21 protein-coding genes are annotated in these 16805 nt (G+C 34.6%); 13 read left to right on the plus strand and 8 right to left on the minus strand.

All coding sequences use genetic code 11. The features are described from left to right. Positions 1-16: 16 nt before the first annotated feature. Genes KBJ98_RS09350 through nadC form a run of 3 tightly spaced genes read right to left on the minus strand, consistent with a single transcriptional unit; the run spans position 17 to position 2255 of the window. Positions 17-445, minus strand: a complete 429-nt coding sequence (locus tag KBJ98_RS09350; RefSeq protein ID WP_210789913.1) for a DUF2147 domain-containing protein — start codon at positions 443-445, stop codon at positions 17-19. A 47-nt stretch (positions 446-492) separates the two neighbouring features. After that, entirely contained in the window at positions 493-1401 is a 909-nt protein-coding gene (locus tag KBJ98_RS09355; RefSeq protein ID WP_166133780.1) for a YihY/virulence factor BrkB family protein, read from the minus strand. After that, positions 1398-2255 carry a carboxylating nicotinate-nucleotide diphosphorylase gene (nadC, locus tag KBJ98_RS09360; protein WP_210789916.1) on the minus strand — a complete coding sequence of 286 codons (858 nt, stop codon included), beginning with the start codon at positions 2253-2255 and terminating at the stop codon, positions 1398-1400. Before nadC ends, KBJ98_RS09355 begins: the two co-directional genes overlap by 4 nt. A 194-nt stretch (positions 2256-2449) precedes the next feature. Here nadC and KBJ98_RS09365 point away from each other — a divergent pair, with 194 nt between their 5' ends. From KBJ98_RS09365 to rlmH, 3 genes are read left to right on the plus strand one after another with little or no spacing between them, the layout of a single operon-like run. Beyond that, on the plus strand, positions 2450-2872 hold the full coding sequence (locus KBJ98_RS09365) for a hypothetical protein (protein WP_210789919.1): 423 nt from the start codon (positions 2450-2452) through the stop codon (positions 2870-2872). Positions 2873-2875: 3 nt separating this feature from the next. Next, on the plus strand, positions 2876-3385 hold the full coding sequence (locus KBJ98_RS09370; protein ID WP_210789923.1) for a CIA30 family protein: 510 nt from the start codon (positions 2876-2878) through the stop codon (positions 3383-3385). A 59-nt stretch (positions 3386-3444) separates the two neighbouring features. Beyond that, positions 3445-3918, plus strand: a complete 474-nt coding sequence (gene rlmH, locus KBJ98_RS09375) for a 23S rRNA (pseudouridine(1915)-N(3))-methyltransferase RlmH (RefSeq protein ID WP_210789928.1) — start codon at positions 3445-3447, stop codon at positions 3916-3918. Positions 3919-3930: 12 nt separating this feature from the next. Here the strand turns inward: rlmH and folP are convergent, their stop codons facing one another. Next, positions 3931-4752 carry a dihydropteroate synthase gene (gene folP / locus KBJ98_RS09380; RefSeq protein WP_210789931.1) on the minus strand — a complete coding sequence of 274 codons (822 nt, stop codon included), beginning with the start codon at positions 4750-4752 and terminating at the stop codon, positions 3931-3933. 151 nt (positions 4753-4903) lie between these two features. Here folP and KBJ98_RS09385 point away from each other — a divergent pair, with 151 nt between their 5' ends. From KBJ98_RS09385 to tpiA, 4 genes are all read left to right on the plus strand, one after another. Continuing rightward, a complete protein-coding gene (locus KBJ98_RS09385; RefSeq protein ID WP_210789935.1) occupies positions 4904-5452 on the plus strand; it encodes a DUF1599 domain-containing protein in 549 nt (182 codons plus the stop codon). A 9-nt stretch (positions 5453-5461) separates the two neighbouring features. Continuing rightward, positions 5462-6562, plus strand: a complete 1101-nt coding sequence (locus tag KBJ98_RS09390; protein ID WP_210789938.1) for a BT_3928 family protein — start codon at positions 5462-5464, stop codon at positions 6560-6562. A gap of 220 nt (positions 6563-6782) precedes the next feature. Next, complete coding sequence (locus KBJ98_RS09395) at positions 6783-7280, plus strand: TlpA family protein disulfide reductase (protein ID WP_210789942.1); 498 nt, start codon at positions 6783-6785, stop codon at positions 7278-7280. Between the two features lie 52 nt (positions 7281-7332). Next, positions 7333-8085, plus strand: a complete 753-nt coding sequence (gene tpiA / locus KBJ98_RS09400) for a triose-phosphate isomerase (protein ID WP_210789944.1) — start codon at positions 7333-7335, stop codon at positions 8083-8085. Positions 8086-8141: 56 nt separating this feature from the next. Here tpiA and KBJ98_RS09405 read toward each other — a convergent pair whose 3' ends face one another. Continuing rightward, complete coding sequence (locus KBJ98_RS09405; protein ID WP_210789946.1) at positions 8142-9365, minus strand: porin; 1224 nt, start codon at positions 9363-9365, stop codon at positions 8142-8144. 94 nt (positions 9366-9459) lie between these two features. Here KBJ98_RS09405 and prmA point away from each other — a divergent pair, with 94 nt between their 5' ends. Next, positions 9460-10293 (plus strand): 50S ribosomal protein L11 methyltransferase, encoded by an 834-nt coding sequence (prmA, locus tag KBJ98_RS09410; protein WP_210789949.1) that lies wholly within the window; start codon positions 9460-9462, stop codon positions 10291-10293. Positions 10294-10341: 48 nt separating this feature from the next. After that, complete coding sequence (locus KBJ98_RS09415) at positions 10342-10617, plus strand: ATP-dependent Clp protease adaptor ClpS (protein ID WP_210789951.1); 276 nt, start codon at positions 10342-10344, stop codon at positions 10615-10617. Positions 10618-10706: 89 nt separating this feature from the next. Here KBJ98_RS09415 and KBJ98_RS09420 read toward each other — a convergent pair whose 3' ends face one another. Both KBJ98_RS09420 and KBJ98_RS09425 read right to left on the minus strand, forming a co-directional pair. Further along, a complete protein-coding gene (locus tag KBJ98_RS09420) occupies positions 10707-11123 on the minus strand; it encodes a DUF6691 family protein (RefSeq protein ID WP_210789953.1) in 417 nt (138 codons plus the stop codon). 19 nt (positions 11124-11142) lie between these two features. Continuing rightward, positions 11143-11703, minus strand: a complete 561-nt coding sequence (locus KBJ98_RS09425; protein WP_210789956.1) for a YeeE/YedE family protein — start codon at positions 11701-11703, stop codon at positions 11143-11145. A gap of 162 nt (positions 11704-11865) precedes the next feature. On the opposite strand from KBJ98_RS09425, the gene KBJ98_RS09430 reads away from it, so the two are divergent. The 4 genes from KBJ98_RS09430 (at position 11866) to KBJ98_RS09445 (ending at position 15465) form a co-directional block, all read left to right on the plus strand. Continuing rightward, entirely contained in the window at positions 11866-12315 is a 450-nt protein-coding gene (locus tag KBJ98_RS09430; protein ID WP_210789959.1) for a 2-dehydro-3-deoxyphosphooctonate aldolase, read from the plus strand. Positions 12316-12473: 158 nt separating this feature from the next. Beyond that, positions 12474-13292, plus strand: coding sequence for a 3-deoxy-8-phosphooctulonate synthase (kdsA, locus tag KBJ98_RS09435; RefSeq protein WP_210789962.1), 819 nt, complete (start codon positions 12474-12476; stop codon positions 13290-13292). An 18-nt stretch (positions 13293-13310) separates the two neighbouring features. After that, complete coding sequence (locus tag KBJ98_RS09440; RefSeq protein ID WP_210789964.1) at positions 13311-14156, plus strand: hypothetical protein; 846 nt, start codon at positions 13311-13313, stop codon at positions 14154-14156. A 220-nt stretch (positions 14157-14376) separates the two neighbouring features. Further along, positions 14377-15465: a PAS domain-containing sensor histidine kinase gene (locus KBJ98_RS09445; RefSeq protein WP_210789968.1), complete on the plus strand. Its 1089-nt coding sequence runs from the start codon at positions 14377-14379 to the stop codon at positions 15463-15465. A gap of 62 nt (positions 15466-15527) precedes the next feature. On the opposite strand, the gene KBJ98_RS09450 is transcribed toward KBJ98_RS09445, so the two are convergent. Further along, positions 15528-16796 (minus strand): tetratricopeptide repeat protein, encoded by a 1269-nt coding sequence (locus tag KBJ98_RS09450; RefSeq protein ID WP_210789970.1) that lies wholly within the window; start codon positions 16794-16796, stop codon positions 15528-15530. Positions 16797-16805: the final 9 nt, after the last annotated feature.

Raw genomic sequence — 16805 nt, forward strand, 5'->3', positions numbered from 1 at the left:
AACCTAAATGAGGCGTTTATTTAACTCTATTCCAAGTTTGAGTACGACCAAAAAGAGATACTCCAATGTACCCTCGTACATTTAATTTATCATTCCCCTCAAGTGCAATAAAACATTTGTACTGCTTTCCGGTTGTTGGATCTACAATTTTCCCTCCATTGTATTCTTTTCCGTCTTTTTTAAGACCTTTAATGATAACAAGACCCATTACTGGTTTGTTTTTATCTTCTCCAGTACATAAAGTACAAAGGCTTTTTCTTTTATCTGCCTCTACGATATCAACAATTTTACCATACAAAAGTCCAGCACGTTCATAAATTTCGACCGTAGATTTAGGCTTACCTGTTTCATCGTCAATAGTTTTCCATTTACCAACTACTTGATTATTTTGGCCATAAAATGCCATTGAAATCATAATTGCTACTGCGGTAATCACTTTTTTCATTCTAATCTTATTTTTATTATTTTTTACTAAAACTATTCCCTTTTAAACTACTCTTTTTTTGCACGCAACTTAGAGACTGTTGCATTCAATTCAAATCCCAACAACAAAATTACACAGTTAATCCAGATGTAAAACATCAAAATTAAAAGCGTTCCAATGGAGCCATACAACTCATTGTACTTAGAAAACTTGGTTACCCAAATCCCGAAAAGATAAGAATCAATTAAAATTAAAATTGTTGTGAATACAGATCCTATCGAGATAAATGCTCTATTGCCTACTCTTTTAGTTCCGAATTTAAAAAGTACCGACGTAGTAAGCAAAATCATCAAAATTACAAAGGCATATCTACCTGCAACGATGAGTAAAACTTGATCACTAAATACTGTTTTTTGCAACAAAACTTCAAAAACAACAATGGTTGCTACGGTAACCAAAAGTAAAACCGACAACAACAAAGACATTGCTAAAGCCACCAAATACTGCCTAACAAAACCCCTTTTTACAATAACATGTCTTGAAGTTTGAAAACCACCAAGAATTCCGTTTAAACCATTTGCCATCAAAAAAATAGATAACATAAAACCCGAAGACAGCAAACCAGAATCACTATTATTCAAAATATCACTGATGATTTTATAAATAGCATCATAGGTATTGGGCGGAACACCATCTTTAACGAATAGTAAAAAATCCTCCTGAAAACCATCAATTGGAATAAAAGGAATCAAATTCAAAATAAAAAGTGCAAAGGGAAACAAAGCCATAAAAAAACTAAAAGCAATGGCACTGGCATGATACGGAACGGCACTTTCAACAATTCCTTTACTGTAAAGAACAATCAAATCATATAAAGACAAACCTTGTAACCATGGTAACTTCAATTTTTGAAGTCCCGAGATTACATGCCTAATCACAGGCATTTTAACAAGTTTATCTTCTAATAAGAGATTCATATTGCTTTTAAACTCAAGTCCATGTTATAAACAGAGTGAGTCAATGCTCCTGAAGAAATGTAATTTACTCCACATTCTGCATAGGCTCTAATCGTGCTTTCGTTGATATTTCCGGACGATTCCGTCAGACATTTATCTCCAATTAGCGCAACTGCTTTTTTGGTATCTTCAAAGTTAAAGTTGTCAATTAGAATTCTGAAAACACCTTCACTTTCTAAAATTTCCTCAATTTCAGCTAAATTTCTTGCCTCTACAATAATCTTTAGATCGAGCTTATTTGCTTCAAGGTAAGCTTTGGTTTTTGCAATTGCCAACGTAATTCCCCCAGCAAAATCATTATGATTATCCTTAAGCATTACCATATCATACAAAGCAAATCGATGATTTTCTCCGCCACCAATTTTTACAGCCCACTTTTCACAAGCTCTAAATCCCGGTGTGGTTTTTCGAGTATCTAAAATTTTAGTCTGAGTTCCTTCTAACAATTGTACATATTGATTGGTTTTCGTGGCGATTGCGGACATTCTTTGCATCGAATTTAAAACTACTCTCTCTGCTTTCAAGATGGATTGTGAACTACCACTTACGTGAAAAACGACATCTCCTTTTTTTACAAAATTCCCATCTTCAATAAAAGTTTCAACTTGCAAATCAGCATCAACGTATGCAAAAACCTTTTTTGCAAAAGCTACACCAGCGATGATCCCATCTTCTTTTACCAATAACTTCGCTTTTCCTGCTGCATCAATAGGAATGCAAGCTAGTGAACTATAATCTCCGGTTCCTACATCTTCTCGAATTGCATTTTCAATAATTAATTGTAATTCCTTTTCGAACTGTTTTTCGCTGATCATTTTTCGATAATTTTTGAATTGCTAAAATAGGTTATATTTTGCGGACTAGGAAATTTGGAAACAAGCAACTTTATTAAAAAATTGATAAATAAAGACTTTTTCACATGTAACTTCTGAGAACCAAAACCCTACCCTAATTATTTTGGCAAATAGCAATAATCAAGTATCTTTGAGTTTCTAAAGAATGAACTATTATGAAATCTTTGCTCTATTATAGCGCTGTTGCGCTCCTTACACTGACTTCTTGCAACAAAGAAACTCAAAAGCCTGCGCCAAATAAAATTGTAGTTCCTTTTACAGAAGTAGGACGCCAAATGAAAAGCGAAGTTCCAAATGCTACTCCAGCAACTAGTTTAGCCGTTGCGCCTACTAGCGCTGACGTAAATCCAGCACATGGCCAGCCAGGACACCGATGTGACATACCCGTAGGAGCTTCATTAAGCACACCTGCAGCTCCAACTCCTGCAGCAACACAAAAATCGGTACCACAAAGTACTACAACACAGCCCGCAACAATTCCAGCACCTGTAGTCACTGAAGCAGGAATGAATCCGCCACATGGCCAAGAAAATCACCGCTGTGATATTGCCGTTGGTGCTCCATTACCAAAAGTGTAAAAAATGGAAACAAACTCTTTGGAAACCATTATTCTTTTCGATTCAAGCCGAAAAGAAGATTTTGAAACTTGGCGTACCGTAAACGACACCGTGATGGGAGGCGTTTCAAACAGCGAGATGAGAATTGAACGCGAAAACTTCGTGCTTTTTAAAGGTAAAGTATCCCTAGAAAATAATGGCGGTTTTTGCGCAACTAAACTAGATTGTCAAAATAGCGGTATATCACAAAAAGCTACAGTTTTTCTACGTGTAAAGGGCGATGGTAAACAGTATCAATTTCGTGTGAAGCAGTTTAAATCAGAACAACACGCCTTTACTTATACATTCACTATAGGTCCAGACTGGGAAGTAATCAAAATTCCAGTTGAAGAATTAACTCCTTTTTACAGAGGACGACAATTAGATTTACCTAATTACACCGGCGGAAATCTCGAAGAAATCACTTTTTTAATTGGTAACAAAGTAGCAGAAACTTTTGAATTGTACATTGACAAAATCTGGATTAAATTTTAATTCAATCCACTTTTCCTTATCCAAGATTAGGACTACCTTTGCCCAAAAGCATTACTTTTATGAATATTAAGCTTATTGCAATAGGAAAAACCGACAACAAAGCGTTACAAACTTTAATTGACGATTATACAAAACGGTTGTCGTTTTACATCAAATTTGACCTAGAAATCATCCCTGACATCAAAAATGTAAAAAATCTTAGCGAAAGCCAACAAAAGGAAAAAGAAGGAGAATTGATACTTTCTAAAATTACTGCAACTGACCAATTGATTCTCCTGGATGAAAACGGTAAAAATTTTTCGAGCGTAGGTTTCTCGGCCGAATTACAAAAGAAAATGAATTCAGGAATAAAAACTTTGGTATTTGTAATTGGAGGTCCTTACGGATTTTCTGATACTGTTTACGCAAAAGCACAAGGCAAAATTTCCCTTTCGCTCATGACTTTTTCGCACCAAATGGTTCGGCTATTTTTTATTGAGCAATTATATCGTGGCTTTACTATTTTGCGAAATGAACCCTATCACCATCAATAAATTGATTAATAATTATTTCAAGTTTTGAAGCAAAGTAACACACTCCTTAGCTTCTTTCACATCATGCACTCTCAGTATCTTAGCGCCCTTGGTTAGTGCAACCGTATTTAAGATCGTTGTACCATTTAAGGCTTCCTGAGCGGTTGTTTCTAAAGTTTTATAAATCATAGATTTACGAGAAATACCCACAAGCAAAGGCAACTCAAGAATGTGAAAATGCTCTAATTTTTGGAAAATTTCAAAATTTTGAACTAAAGTTTTAGCAAAGCCAAAGCCAGGATCTACAATAAGATCATTAATACCAAAACTGCGTGCCAATGCTATTTTTTCAGAAAAATAAGACAATAAATCTTTTACTACATTATCATAATTTGTCAAAGTTTGCATCGTTTGCGGATTGCCACGCATGTGCATCATGATATAGGGAACTTGGTATTTGGCCACAACTTCAAACATGGCAGCATCTAAACTCCCCGCCGAAATATCATTAATAAGAGCTGCTCCGCGATCAAGAGTAGCTTTTGCAACAGCGCTCCTAAAAGTATCTATTGATAATAACGTGTCAGGAAAATATTTTAAAATCAATTCAATTACGGGCACAATGCGGTCAATTTCTTCTTGCTCGGTTACAAATTCGGCGTTAGGCTTACTAGAATAAGCACCTACATCAATAAAAGTAGCGCCTGCCTGTAGCATTTTTTCTATCTGAGTCAAAATAGCAGTTTCCTCTTTATATTTCCCGCCATCAAAAAACGAATTGGGTGTAATATTTAAAACCCCCATCACCTTCGGACTGCTTAAATCGATTAAATTTCCTTTACAGTTAATTGTCATTTTATACTTGTTTTAATTCAATTCCTTTTGCAGTAGAGCCCAAACCAGCAAGATGAAATTTTAATATGAGTGGCGTAACAACTTTGGAACTTTGTACTTCGGTCTTAATTCTTTACTTTTGAAAAAAATTGAATACAAATATACAGCAATAATGAAGAATACTTCACAAGAATATGATGCCGTGATTGCCATATGTCGCAGCCTTTTTGTTAACAAAATGAAAGATTACGGTTGTGCTTGGCGCATTTTACGACTCCCATCGCTAACTGATCAAATTTACATCAAAGCACAGCGCATTAGAAGTCTTCAAGAAAACGCTACACGCAAAATTGATGAGGATGAAACGGGCGAATTTATCGGTATCATCAATTATGCAGTAATGGCTTTAATACAATTGGAACTTGGAGTTGTAGAACAACCCGATCTTGAAGTGGCCAAAGCAACCGCTTTGTACGACGCTAAAATTACTTTAACCAAAGAACTCATGGAAGCTAAAAATCACGATTATGGTGAGGCTTGGCGCGAAATGCGTGTGGCATCCTTAACCGATTTAATTTTGCAAAAACTACTTCGCGTAAAACAAATCGAGGATAATAAAGGAAAAACCTTGGTATCAGAAGGAATTGATGCCAATTATCAAGACATGCTTAATTATGCTGTTTTCGCACTAATTTTAATGGGCTTTGGCTCTCAAAAATAATTTCTTCACATGAAAAATGCAATTACTCAATTTTCTAGAATATTTGTTGGAATCCTTTTTATCATTTCAGGATTAATCAAATTGAATGACCCAGTAGGATTCTCGTACAAACTTGCCGAATACTTCAGCGAACCCGTTTTTAACTTACCTATTTTCGTTCCTTTTGCTTTAGCGATTGCGCTATTTCTTGTAATACTTGAAGTGGTTTTAGGTATAATGCTGTTAATTGGTTACAAAACAAAGTTTACTGTTTGGAGCTTACTTATTTTAATTGTCTTATTCACATTCTTAACTTTTTACTCGGCTTACTTTAATGTGGTAAAAGATTGTGGTTGCTTTGGTGATGCATTAAAATTAACACCTTGGGAATCATTTACAAAAGATGTGGTCTTGTTAGTTTTTATTTTGATTTTGTACCGAAACCAAAAACTAATCAAACCCTTATTTCCTGCCGCTGTGCAAAATACTTTGTTTTTAGGAAGCATTGCAGCTTCGGTATTCATGGGCTATTGGGTACTGAATCACTTGCCTATCATCGATTTTAGACCATACAAAGTGGGCAACAGCATTCAAGAAGGCATGAAAATTCCTGATGGCGCTCCAAAATCGGTAGTTGAAATGGTATTTATTTACAAAGTAGACGGTGTTGATAAAGAATTCAAAGAGGCTGATTTAATGGCGATACCAGAAGGAGCCGTATTTGTTGACCGAAAAGACAAGGTAATTACTGAAGGCTACGTTCCTCCTATTCATGATTTTATTATGGAAAAAGACGGTTCTGATTATAAAGACGAATTTTTGAATGCTCCTAAATTACTTTTAATTACGGCTTATGATTTACCAAATGCTGATGCTGATGGGATGAAAAAGTTAGCAAATTTAAGTAAAACCGCTATCGCAAAAGGGTATCAGGTTGTAGGAATGACGGCTTCATTACCAGAGGATATAGCTGCGGCTCAAAAAAAATACGGTTACAATTTTGATTTTTATTTTTGTGATGCAATCACAGTTAAAACTATTGAAAGAGCAAATCCAAGTATTATACTTCTTGAAAAAGGTACCGTAAAACAAAAAGTACACCATCAAGACTTGGATCAAATCAAGTGGTAGAAAAAAGTTAAAAATATAAAGTCGTAAATACTCTCATGAGTTTTACGACTTTTTTTATGACTTTAAATCAAAATATTGCATTGCAAAAACTCAAAAGTGTTACAAAATTACTATACGATAACGATATAATTTTGTGATTTTCGAATAATAATTTCAAAAATGCTTTTTCTCTATTTGGCATTACATTTGTTTGCGTAACTTTGTTAAAAACAAAATAAAAATGAAAAAATTAATAGCATTATTTCTTGTAATCTTGAGCTGTTCTTGTAATACCAATGCACAAAAAACTGCATTTTCAAAAACCGCTTTGAATGAAACACTTTTGGCATCTAATGGCAGCCAAGTAGCATTTAAAAACATTTTAAAGAAACACAAAGGTAAAACCGTAGTGATTGAAGTTTGGGCTTCTTGGTGTGGTGACTGCGTAAAAGCAATGCCGAAAGTAAAAGAAATGCAAGCTACTCATACCAATGTTGATTACGTTTTTATCTCGATGGATAAAACTGCTGACAAATGGAAGTCTGGTATTGAGAAACACGCTTTGGTTGGAGATCATTATATGGCCAATGACCAAATGAAAGGTGTTTTTGGAAAAGCAATGGACATCGATTGGATACCGCGTTACATCATCGTAGACAAAACGGGTAAAATCGTTCTTTACAGAGCCATTGAAACCGACTTTGATAAAATTAACGAAACACTAGAAAGTTTAAAGTAATCTACTACTTTGACACAAAAGAAAAAACTAATAAACTTACAAGAGAATTATAATGAGAAAAAAGATTGTTGCTGGAAACTGGAAAATGCATAAAAATGCGGAGCAAACAGAAGATTTATTGAATGAATTAATCGCTAAAATTCCAACTGATACTGATACAAACGTAATTGTTGCACCTACATTTGTCAATTTAGCATCGGCAGTAGATCATTTAGAGTTCACCAATATCAAGGTTGCAGCTCAAAACGTGCACCAAGCTGAAGGCGGTGCATTCACCGGAGAAATTTCGGCAGACATGTTAAAAAGTGTTGGTGTTGACATCGTAATTTTAGGTCACTCTGAACGACGTGCCATTTTTCACGAAACTGATGCACTCATTGCAAACAAAGTTAACACAGCTTTAGAACATGATATGACTGTTATTTTTTGCTTTGGCGAAGAATTAAAAGACCGTCAATCAGCCAATCATTTTAATGTGGTGGAAAACCAATTAAAAGATGGTTTGTTTCAAATTGAAGCAAAAGATTGGGAGCAAGTTGTTTTGGCCTATGAGCCTGTTTGGGCTATTGGTACAGGTGAAACCGCTTCGCCAGAGCAAGCACAAGAAATGCACGAATTTATCAGAGAAACTGTTCGTAAAACATACGGAAATGAAGTGGCTGATACCGTTTCTATCCTTTACGGAGGAAGTGTTAAACCTGAAAATGCTAAAGAAATTTTCTCTAAGCCAGATGTTGATGGCGGATTAATTGGTGGTGCTGCCTTGAAAGCAGATGATTTTGTTGCAATTGTTACTGCAATCTAAACAACTCCTATTTAAAACAAAAAAACCGATGCACTAACAGCATCGGTTTTTTTGTTTTAAATCCCAATCTCAATTTGAAAACGGGCGTACCAATTATTTTTTCTATCACCTGAATAAAAAGTCAGTGTATCAAAACTAATTTCACCTTGTACCTTAAAGGCATGTTCCCAGATGTACTTGGTGAGTCCTAAACTATACTGTTTGGTATTGGGAGCCAATGTTTGAATATCTGTTCCCACCTTTTGAGTTGAAAAACGACCAATTACTTCATAATTTGATACAAAATTATAGCTGACTTGATGGTCAAATCCATGACCAACATAAGCAAAATTAAAAAGACTTGCATCAGTAGGGCTAAAAGTAACAGCGTTCTTACTCGTAGTTCTAGACATATAACTACTCATGAAAGCCCAACCGTTGTATTTCAGCATGGCATCCAATAAAACGGATTGCATATTTCGAGCTTGAAATAAATCATTTCCTAATTGTCCTTGCGTTCTCTTGGCTTGATTATTTTGTTGAAAAGCTCCTGAAAGCATTAATTTAGGCTTTGGCTCTCGCACAATATCTCCTTCAAAATAAGTACCGTCTTTTGCAAAAGCGCCAAACGGAAACAATTCTACTTTACCAGTGACAGCTAAACCTGCATCAGCATTATCGGTAATATTTCGACCTTCTCCCGTTGAAATAGCTGTTTTAAAATTATAAGAGAATGCATCCTTAAATTCATTCAAATTGTGAACTTGAAAACCAAAATCACGATCAATCGTAAACTTGGCATTATTGATGGAGCGATCGGTTAACTGCAATCCTCCTGACGAATTTACACGTTGTCTGTTGCCGGGTAATTTCGTTTGACCAAAACTGAGATTCCAATTTTTGTTAGGTCTGTAAAACAAAACAGCATCCCGAATAATGTTTATATTCTCTCCTTCTCTAAATTCGCCTACATCGCCCGGGGCAAATGACAATTGCACCGCATATAAAAATTTTGGTGAGCCCACATAACCATCCAAGCGCAATCGCAACCTACGAATTTGACCATCATAAGAAGCCGCAGCTCCTTCATTATCTAAGTAGGTAACTCTGTTTTGCATACGGAACCTAATATTCAATTGGTACAAACTATCTGGCGAAGTAATCCCAATTCCTTTTCCAAAACTATAATAGGGTAAAGCAGAAAGTTTTAAATCATTGTCTTGTTTGCTTTGTTTAATAGACACTTGAGCAGAACTACTCACGTAAAAAGCAAGCGCAATGATTAAGGCAATTTTTTTCATTATTTTGTTGTGTGTTTGTCTTACAAATGTAAAATATTATTTAAATATCAAATGCATTTGCTACGCTATTGTTACCTTTGCAAAAAAAATAAGCATGTCAAACATTTATATAGGCTACCATTTTACGATAAGTCCAAAAGAATTAGGTTCAGAAATTTTAATTGCTGAATTAGGAGAAAAAGCATTTGAAAGTTTTACCGAAACAGAAAACGGAATCTCAGCTTTTGTACAAAAAGACCTTTGGGACGAAATGATTTTAGAAGGAATACAAATTTTAAGTTCAGAAGAATTTGAAATTGATTACACCTTTGAAGAAATCGAGCAAGTTAACTGGAATGAAGAATGGGAAAAAAACTTTGAAGCAATTGACGTAGACGGGAATTGCCATGTGAGAGCTCCTTTTCACCCAAAGACTGATGCCGAGTTTGATATTGTTATTGAACCCAAAATGAGTTTTGGAACTGGTCATCATGAAACTACACACATGATGATTCAGCATTTACTTGAAATGGATGTTACTGGTCTTAAAACATTAGATATGGGCTGCGGAACGGCCATCTTAGCTATTTTAGCCGAAATGAAAGGCGCACAACCTATTGATGCTATTGATGTTGACAATTGGTGTTATTTGAACTCGATTGAAAATGCAGCACGCAACAATTGCAAACACATTACCGTTTATGAAGGCGAAGCTGCTTTACTTGCAGGAAAAAATTACGACTTGATTATTGCCAACATCAATCGCAATATTTTGTTAAATGATATGCAAAGCTATGTGGATTGTTTAAATCCGGGTGGTACTTTGTTATTAAGTGGTTTTTACCAAGAAGACATCCCGTTTATCGATGCGTCATGCACTGAAAAAGGGCTGACCTATGTTAAAAAATTTGAAAGAAACAACTGGGTATCATTAAAATACGTAAATTAGAACTAGTATTTGTAAAAAGTAATAATCACAGTACAAAAAGCAAATAAAATGAGTACTAAAGAAAAAGTTAGAGAAAGAGTCAGTTTAAAAGAGGCTCTGCAGCTTGAAAATGAAATTATCGTGTACAACGACGATGTCAACACTTTTGATCATGTTATTGAAACTCTCATTCGTGTATGCGATCATACTCCTGAGCAAGCAGAGCAATGTTCCTTAATTGTGCACTACAACGGCAAATGTACCGTAAAAACGGGACCTATTGAAAAGCTAAAACCACAATGCACACAACTGTTAGAAGCAGGAATTAGCGCTGAAATAGTGTAATTAATTTATTTAAAAACAATAAAAAAACCTATTCTTGATTTGATCTCGAATAGGTTTTTTTGTTTGAATTTAAGTTCACTTGTTTTAGTTTAATGAGGCAATTTTGAACGAACAACACCGTACAAAAAAGTACCCAATAGCGCGCCAAACAACACAATAAGTACACTCCAGAAGCCTGCACCAATTAAAATAAAAATAGGTCCGGGACAAGAACCAACTAAGGCCCAACCTAATCCAAAAATAAGACCGCCAATCCAATATCTGGCATTTCCTTTTTCCTTATCTGGAATGTTAATCGCTGCACCTGAACTGTCCTTAACATTAAAACGCTTGATTAGCTGTAACCCTATTACTCCAGTTACAATTGCAACGGTAATAATACCAAACATATGAAAAGATTGAAATTGAAACATTTCGTAAATTCGGTACCACGAAACGGCTTCGGACTTTGTAAGGACAATTCCAAAAACAAAACCCACTAAAAGATATTTTATTATATTTTTCATTTTGAACTATTTAAAATGATTAGGATAAAAGATAAGGCAAAATAAAATGAGCCATCAATAAGCCTCCGATAAAAAAGCCAATAACCGCTTTTAAAGATGGAATTTGCAAATTGCTCAAGCCAGAAATAGCATGACCAGACGTACATCCGCCGGCATAACGGGAGCCAAAACCAATTAAAATTCCGCCAACAACTAATAAAATAAGAGTAGCAGGATTTGCAATTGCATCAGACCCAAAAAGAGCCGCAGGCATCAGTTTACCATTTGGCGCATCAATACCCATTTGTTCTAATTGCATGACTGTAGCAGGATTTAAACTAACGTTAGAAGGGTCGCTCATGAATTGAACTGCTACAAATCCACCAAGCATAGCACCCAGGACCACAACTAAATTCCAACGTTGCGATTTCCAATCAAAATTAAAAAATGACACCTTTTTACCCAATCCAGACATTGCACAAAGTGAGCGCAGGTTCGAAGACATCCCGAAAGCTTTTCCAAAATAAGTAAGTGCCAGCATTATCATACCAATCAAAAAACCTGAAATATACCAAGGCCAGGTTTGAAAAATTATTTCCATATTCTTGAATTTTTTAGACAAATATAAGAAGCATTTGCAAAGTTCAATTAACACTTGTAATTTTTGAATGTAGAAATACAATACATATTAGTTTCAATTATCTTTGTTTTAGAAATTGAACTCGTAAAAAGCGCTACAAACAAATATAAAAAACCACCTAGCATGAAAAAATTACTCCTCTTAACCATCTTGGCACTACAACTAAGCTCTTGCACTAGCACCAAATCAACTTTAAAAAACACCGATGACTCGGCACCAAACCTACGATTGAGCGAAAATAACACCTTTATAATTACTCAATTTAGCACTGATAAAAAATATGGATACGACAAAGATTACCCGATAAATTTATTTTTTAGCGGAACAGCAAATACAACCATTAACCAAGAACGATTTTTGAATGCATTGGCTGGGCCAAAAGGCGAAAAAATAAGTTATGAAAAATTAGAAAGCTGTTGTCCTTTTCCAACCACAAAAAGCGATATGGGTGCAGGTTTCTTAGATGTATATCAGATTAAATGGCAAGGTCAAAATAAACCTGTTTTACTTTACTTAAACATCTATGAAAAAGGAATTTTGATGGTTCCCGTGGGTTTTACTTTAAAAAAATAATCGTTCCTAGCCCTGATAGCAGTGGAAATCCTTTTGCTTTTTATTTTCAAAAAGCAAAAGATTGCAACGGATAGCAGGAAAGAGCTCCTAAAAAAAATAAAATCGCCAACAAATTTGTAAAACCTCACTATCTTTGCAACTTTAAAAAACAACACATTATGAACATACAAGATATCCCTTTAATTAAGCATACTGATAGCGGAAATTTTTTCTTATTGGCTGGACCTTGCGCTATTGAAGGCGAAGAAATGGCATTACAAATTGCTGAAAAATTAGTTGGAATTACGAATTCACTTCAAATTCCATTTGTATTTAAAGGTTCCTTTAAAAAAGCAAACCGTTCTAGAATAGATAGTTTTTCTGGCATTGGCGACGAAAAGGCGTTAAAAATTCTAAGAAAAGTTTCTGAAACTTTTAATATTCCAACCGTTACTGATATTCACACCAATGAAGATGCTGACATGGCTGCTCAATATGTTGATGTATTGCAGATTCCTGCTTTCTTAGTACGTCAAACTGACTTGGTAGTTGCAGCGGCCAATACTGGAAAAGTGGTAAATTTGAAAAAAGGACAATTCATGAGTCCAGAAAGCATGAAGCATGCCGTTCAAAAAGTGTTGGATTGCAACAATACCAATGTGATGGTAACGGATAGAGGAACGATGTTTGGCTACCAAGACATGATTGTTGATTTTAGAGGAATTCCAACCATGCAAAACTATGCTACAACGGTACTAGATGTAACTCACTCTTTACAACAACCTAATCAAACTGCGGGTGTTACTGGTGGACGCCCTGATATGATTGAAACGATTGCCAAGGCCGGAATTGCAACTGGAGTGGATGGAATTTTTATAGAAACACATTTTGATCCTGCTAATGCTAAAAGTGACGGTGCTAATATGCTACATTTAGATTATTTTGAGGCTTTAATGACTAAGCTTGTGGCAATTAGACAAACTGTTAATAAATTCTAATTTTTGAGAACTAAACAATTGAAAAAAATAATTTTTATATCTGCAATTTTTACCGTTTTGACTGGAAATAGGGTTCAAGCTCAAGATGATATTAAAATTCAAGATAAATATACTGCACACAATAAAGGGAAGTTTTTTGTATCATGGGGCGGAAACAGAGAAACCTACAGTAAATCTGACGTTACTTTTAAGGGAGCCGATTATAATTTTACCCTAAATAACATAACGGCGCATGACAAACCTAAGGGTTGGCATGTAGATTACATCAACCCCACTAAAATGACCATCCCACAAACTAATTTGCGTTTGGGATACTTCATTAATGACCATTACAGTATAGCCCTTGGAGTTGACCATATGAAATATGTAATGACTCAAGGTCAAACGGCTAATATTAGTGGTACAATTGCAGCAGGAACGCCTTTTGATGGAGTGTATAATAATTCCCCGATTGAATTGACTGAAGATTTTTTAATGTACGAACACACCGATGGTTTAAACTATGTACATACTGAAATATCGCGTCATGATGACATTTCCAAAGTATTTAAAATTACGAATACTGATAAAATTCAAGTGAATCTGACAGAAGGTATTGGCGCAGGAGTACTTTATCCCAAAACTAATACTACTTTACTTGGCAAAGAGCGCCACGACGATTTTCATGTTTCAGGATATGGAGCTTCGGTAAAAGCAGGTGTAAATGTTACCTTTTTTAAACATTTTTATATTCAAGGAGAAATCAAAGGCGGTTACATCAACATGCCAGACATTCGCACGACGCAAAGCACCGCGGATCGTGCTTCACAAGATTTTTTCTTTTTGCAAAGAATCATAGCTTTTGGTGGAATATTTAAACTATAACACTTTCGCAACAATTCAAAGTACAAAAAAACAGATTCTATAATAAAGAGTCTGTTTTTTTGTTTAAGCTTAACATTAAAAATATTGTGATAAAATCATCCTACTTATTGATAAATATTGACTAGATTTGAAGTTAAACTCTTTGATAACCAAAACAAAAACTAAACAAATATTAATTTTTTATTTGGCTTAGAAATAGTATCATTTAGGTGAAACAATCATGACTAAAAACAAAGAAAATCCTGATCCTGCCGGAATTTATCATTTTGATAATTTCTTTAAAATATCTGCAGACTTTATTTGTATTGCAGGATTTGACGGTTATTTTAAAAGAATTAATCCTGCCGTATCCCAAACTTTAGGATATACTGATGCAGAACTTTATGCTAGACCAATAAGTAGTTTTGTGCACGAAGCTGATTTAAAAATTACAATTGAAACCAGGGATCAGGTCTACAAAAATAAACCTCTTCTCAATTTTGAAAATCGATACCTTACTAAAAGCGGAGAGATTATTTGGTTGTCATGGACTTCAATGCCAGTGATAGAAGAAAAATTAGTGTACGCAATTGCAAAAAATATAACGCATACCAAAAAGAGAGAGGAAGAACGTGATATTTTATTAGCAAAACTGACACAAATTAATAAAGAACTCACAGTACTTTCGCATAAAATTTCACATGACTTAAAATCGCCACTAAATAATATGATGGCTATTTTCAACTTGATAGATACATCTAAAATAGATGATAGCGAAACTCTAGAATTAATAAACATCTTACAGGAAACAAGTCAAAATTTAAGAAACACACTAAATGATTCACTTGATCAACTAGTGGTTAACGAAAATTTACACCCTCACATTGAAACCGTAAATATCCCCGAAACGTTGGCGTTAGTAACAGCCTCAATCAAATCATTAGTTTTAAACTCTAAAGCTACTATTGCAACTGATTTTTCTGCTTTTGATGAAATAAATTTTAACAAAGGCTATTTGCAAAGTATTTTTTTAAATCTGCTCAGCAATGCCATTAAATACTGTCAAGTTGCTAGTGCACCCAATATTGTAATATCCACAAAATTTAATGGTGGTACCAAACAATTAATTTTTAGCGATCAAGGAATTGGTTTTGATATGGAAAAAGTTAAAGATAAAGTTTTTGGTCTTTACGAAAAATTTCATGATAATTCAGACAGTAGTGGTATTGGATTGTATCTCGTTTACAATCATGTGAACAGCTTGGGTGGAAGTATTTCGGTTAATAGCAAACCGAATGAAGGAACCACCTTTACTATTTCATTCAAATAATATAAAACATAAAAAAGCCTGTCTCTTTCAAGACAGGCTTTTTTTGTAATTTCAAGTTTTAATTACATTTTCGCTTTTAAAGCTTTTGCTTCAGCAGTCATTTCAAGTGCATTGTAAACACCTAATAAAGTTTTAGATACATCTTGATTTGTTGGATTTAATTCAACCGCTTTTGCCAAAAATGGAATCGTCGCTTTGAACATATCTTCTCTTTTCTTTTTCAATTCGTCGTAACGTTTTTGATCTTTTGTAGAAGTTCCTAATTTATTCATCTCATCAATAATCACCTTCTCATCTTCCAATTTCATGGCAGCAAGATTAATGTAAGCATTCACGTATTGAGGATTGATATCGATTACTCTTCTGTAGTATTTCTCAGCATCAACTACATTTTTAGCATTTGCGCTAAGAACACCTAGGTTAAAAATTAGTTCGGAATCATTCGGATTCTTTTCTAAAATTTCAGAAACTAACTTTTTGTAAGTGTCATAATCTTTAGTTTCTAGGTACAAATTAGCTTCTGTTAAAGCTAGAGATCCATCTTCTGGATTTGTTTTACGAGCCTCAGAAATTGCTTTTTTAGCCTCATCTGTTTTTCCTTTTTCAACCAAAATTAAAGCCATGTTTTTGTAGATCTCTCCTCTTTTTGAAGGTACAACCTCTGTTCTTGGCTTTTCGTGTGTACCAAGTTTTACCAAACGGTCTCTTTCTTGTGCCGTTGAAAAGAAATCCTCTGCAGATGTCAGCTTGTTAACAGCAATAAAATTGGTTGCTTTACCAGAATAGTTCAATGTTTTCAATGTGCCGTAAAGTTCAAGTGCTTTATCGTAATCTTTAGCATTTACATAAGTTGAAGCTGCATAATACAAGTTGATTGTATCTTTTTTATCCAACAAGTAAGCATCATATAACTTTTTAGAACCCTCTGCAAATTTTTCAACTTTAGAATCTGCAATTGCACTATTGATTAATTTATATTTTATCTCAGTAACTGATTTTATTGCTTGTGCAGAAAATTTTGATTTCCCTGAAGCCTTTTCAGCATCAATTAAATCTTGAAATGCTTTGGCAGCGGCAGAAAGACTAGCGTCTGTGTTTACATTTTTATTAGCTAAATCTAAGTATGTATTACCCTTAACGAAAAAGAATTGTGCTTTTTCAGCATCTGCTGCATTAGCAATTAATGCCTCCGCCTCAGTTAAAAATGTTGCTGCCTCTTGAGATTTACCACCCTTTAAAGCCTTTTCAGCAGCTTTAATTTGGTCTTTTTGAGCAAAAGTAGTTACTGATATCAATAACGCTGATGCTAATACTACATATTTACTGTTCATGGTATTCTA

The organism is Flavobacterium erciyesense (assembly GCF_018069925.1).
Lineage (GTDB): Bacteria > Bacteroidota > Bacteroidia > Flavobacteriales > Flavobacteriaceae > Flavobacterium > Flavobacterium erciyesense.

Coding starts and splice junctions, on each gene's coding strand:
- KBJ98_RS09350 (WP_210789913.1), bottom strand. CDS start 445: ATGAAAAAAGTGATTACCGCAGTAGCAATTATGATTTCAATGGCATTT.
- KBJ98_RS09355 (WP_166133780.1), bottom strand. CDS start 1,401: ATGAATCTCTTATTAGAAGATAAACTTGTTAAAATGCCTGTGATTAGG.
- nadC (WP_210789916.1), bottom strand. CDS start 2,255: ATGATCAGCGAAAAACAGTTCGAAAAGGAATTACAATTAATTATTGAA.
- KBJ98_RS09365 (WP_210789919.1), top strand. CDS start 2,450: ATGAAATCTTTGCTCTATTATAGCGCTGTTGCGCTCCTTACACTGACT.
- KBJ98_RS09370 (WP_210789923.1), top strand. CDS start 2,876: ATGGAAACAAACTCTTTGGAAACCATTATTCTTTTCGATTCAAGCCGA.
- rlmH (WP_210789928.1), top strand. CDS start 3,445: ATGAATATTAAGCTTATTGCAATAGGAAAAACCGACAACAAAGCGTTA.
- folP (WP_210789931.1), bottom strand. CDS start 4,752: ATGACAATTAACTGTAAAGGAAATTTAATCGATTTAAGCAGTCCGAAG.
- KBJ98_RS09385 (WP_210789935.1), top strand. CDS start 4,904: ATGAAGAATACTTCACAAGAATATGATGCCGTGATTGCCATATGTCGC.
- KBJ98_RS09390 (WP_210789938.1), top strand. CDS start 5,462: ATGAAAAATGCAATTACTCAATTTTCTAGAATATTTGTTGGAATCCTT.
- KBJ98_RS09395 (WP_210789942.1), top strand. CDS start 6,783: ATGAAAAAATTAATAGCATTATTTCTTGTAATCTTGAGCTGTTCTTGT.
- tpiA (WP_210789944.1), top strand. CDS start 7,333: ATGAGAAAAAAGATTGTTGCTGGAAACTGGAAAATGCATAAAAATGCG.
- KBJ98_RS09405 (WP_210789946.1), bottom strand. CDS start 9,365: ATGAAAAAAATTGCCTTAATCATTGCGCTTGCTTTTTACGTGAGTAGT.
- prmA (WP_210789949.1), top strand. CDS start 9,460: ATGTCAAACATTTATATAGGCTACCATTTTACGATAAGTCCAAAAGAA.
- KBJ98_RS09415 (WP_210789951.1), top strand. CDS start 10,342: ATGAGTACTAAAGAAAAAGTTAGAGAAAGAGTCAGTTTAAAAGAGGCT.
- KBJ98_RS09420 (WP_210789953.1), bottom strand. CDS start 11,123: ATGAAAAATATAATAAAATATCTTTTAGTGGGTTTTGTTTTTGGAATT.
- KBJ98_RS09425 (WP_210789956.1), bottom strand. CDS start 11,703: ATGGAAATAATTTTTCAAACCTGGCCTTGGTATATTTCAGGTTTTTTG.
- KBJ98_RS09430 (WP_210789959.1), top strand. CDS start 11,866: ATGAAAAAATTACTCCTCTTAACCATCTTGGCACTACAACTAAGCTCT.
- kdsA (WP_210789962.1), top strand. CDS start 12,474: ATGAACATACAAGATATCCCTTTAATTAAGCATACTGATAGCGGAAAT.
- KBJ98_RS09445 (WP_210789968.1), top strand. CDS start 14,377: ATGACTAAAAACAAAGAAAATCCTGATCCTGCCGGAATTTATCATTTT.
- KBJ98_RS09450 (WP_210789970.1), bottom strand. CDS start 16,796: ATGAACAGTAAATATGTAGTATTAGCATCAGCGTTATTGATATCAGTA.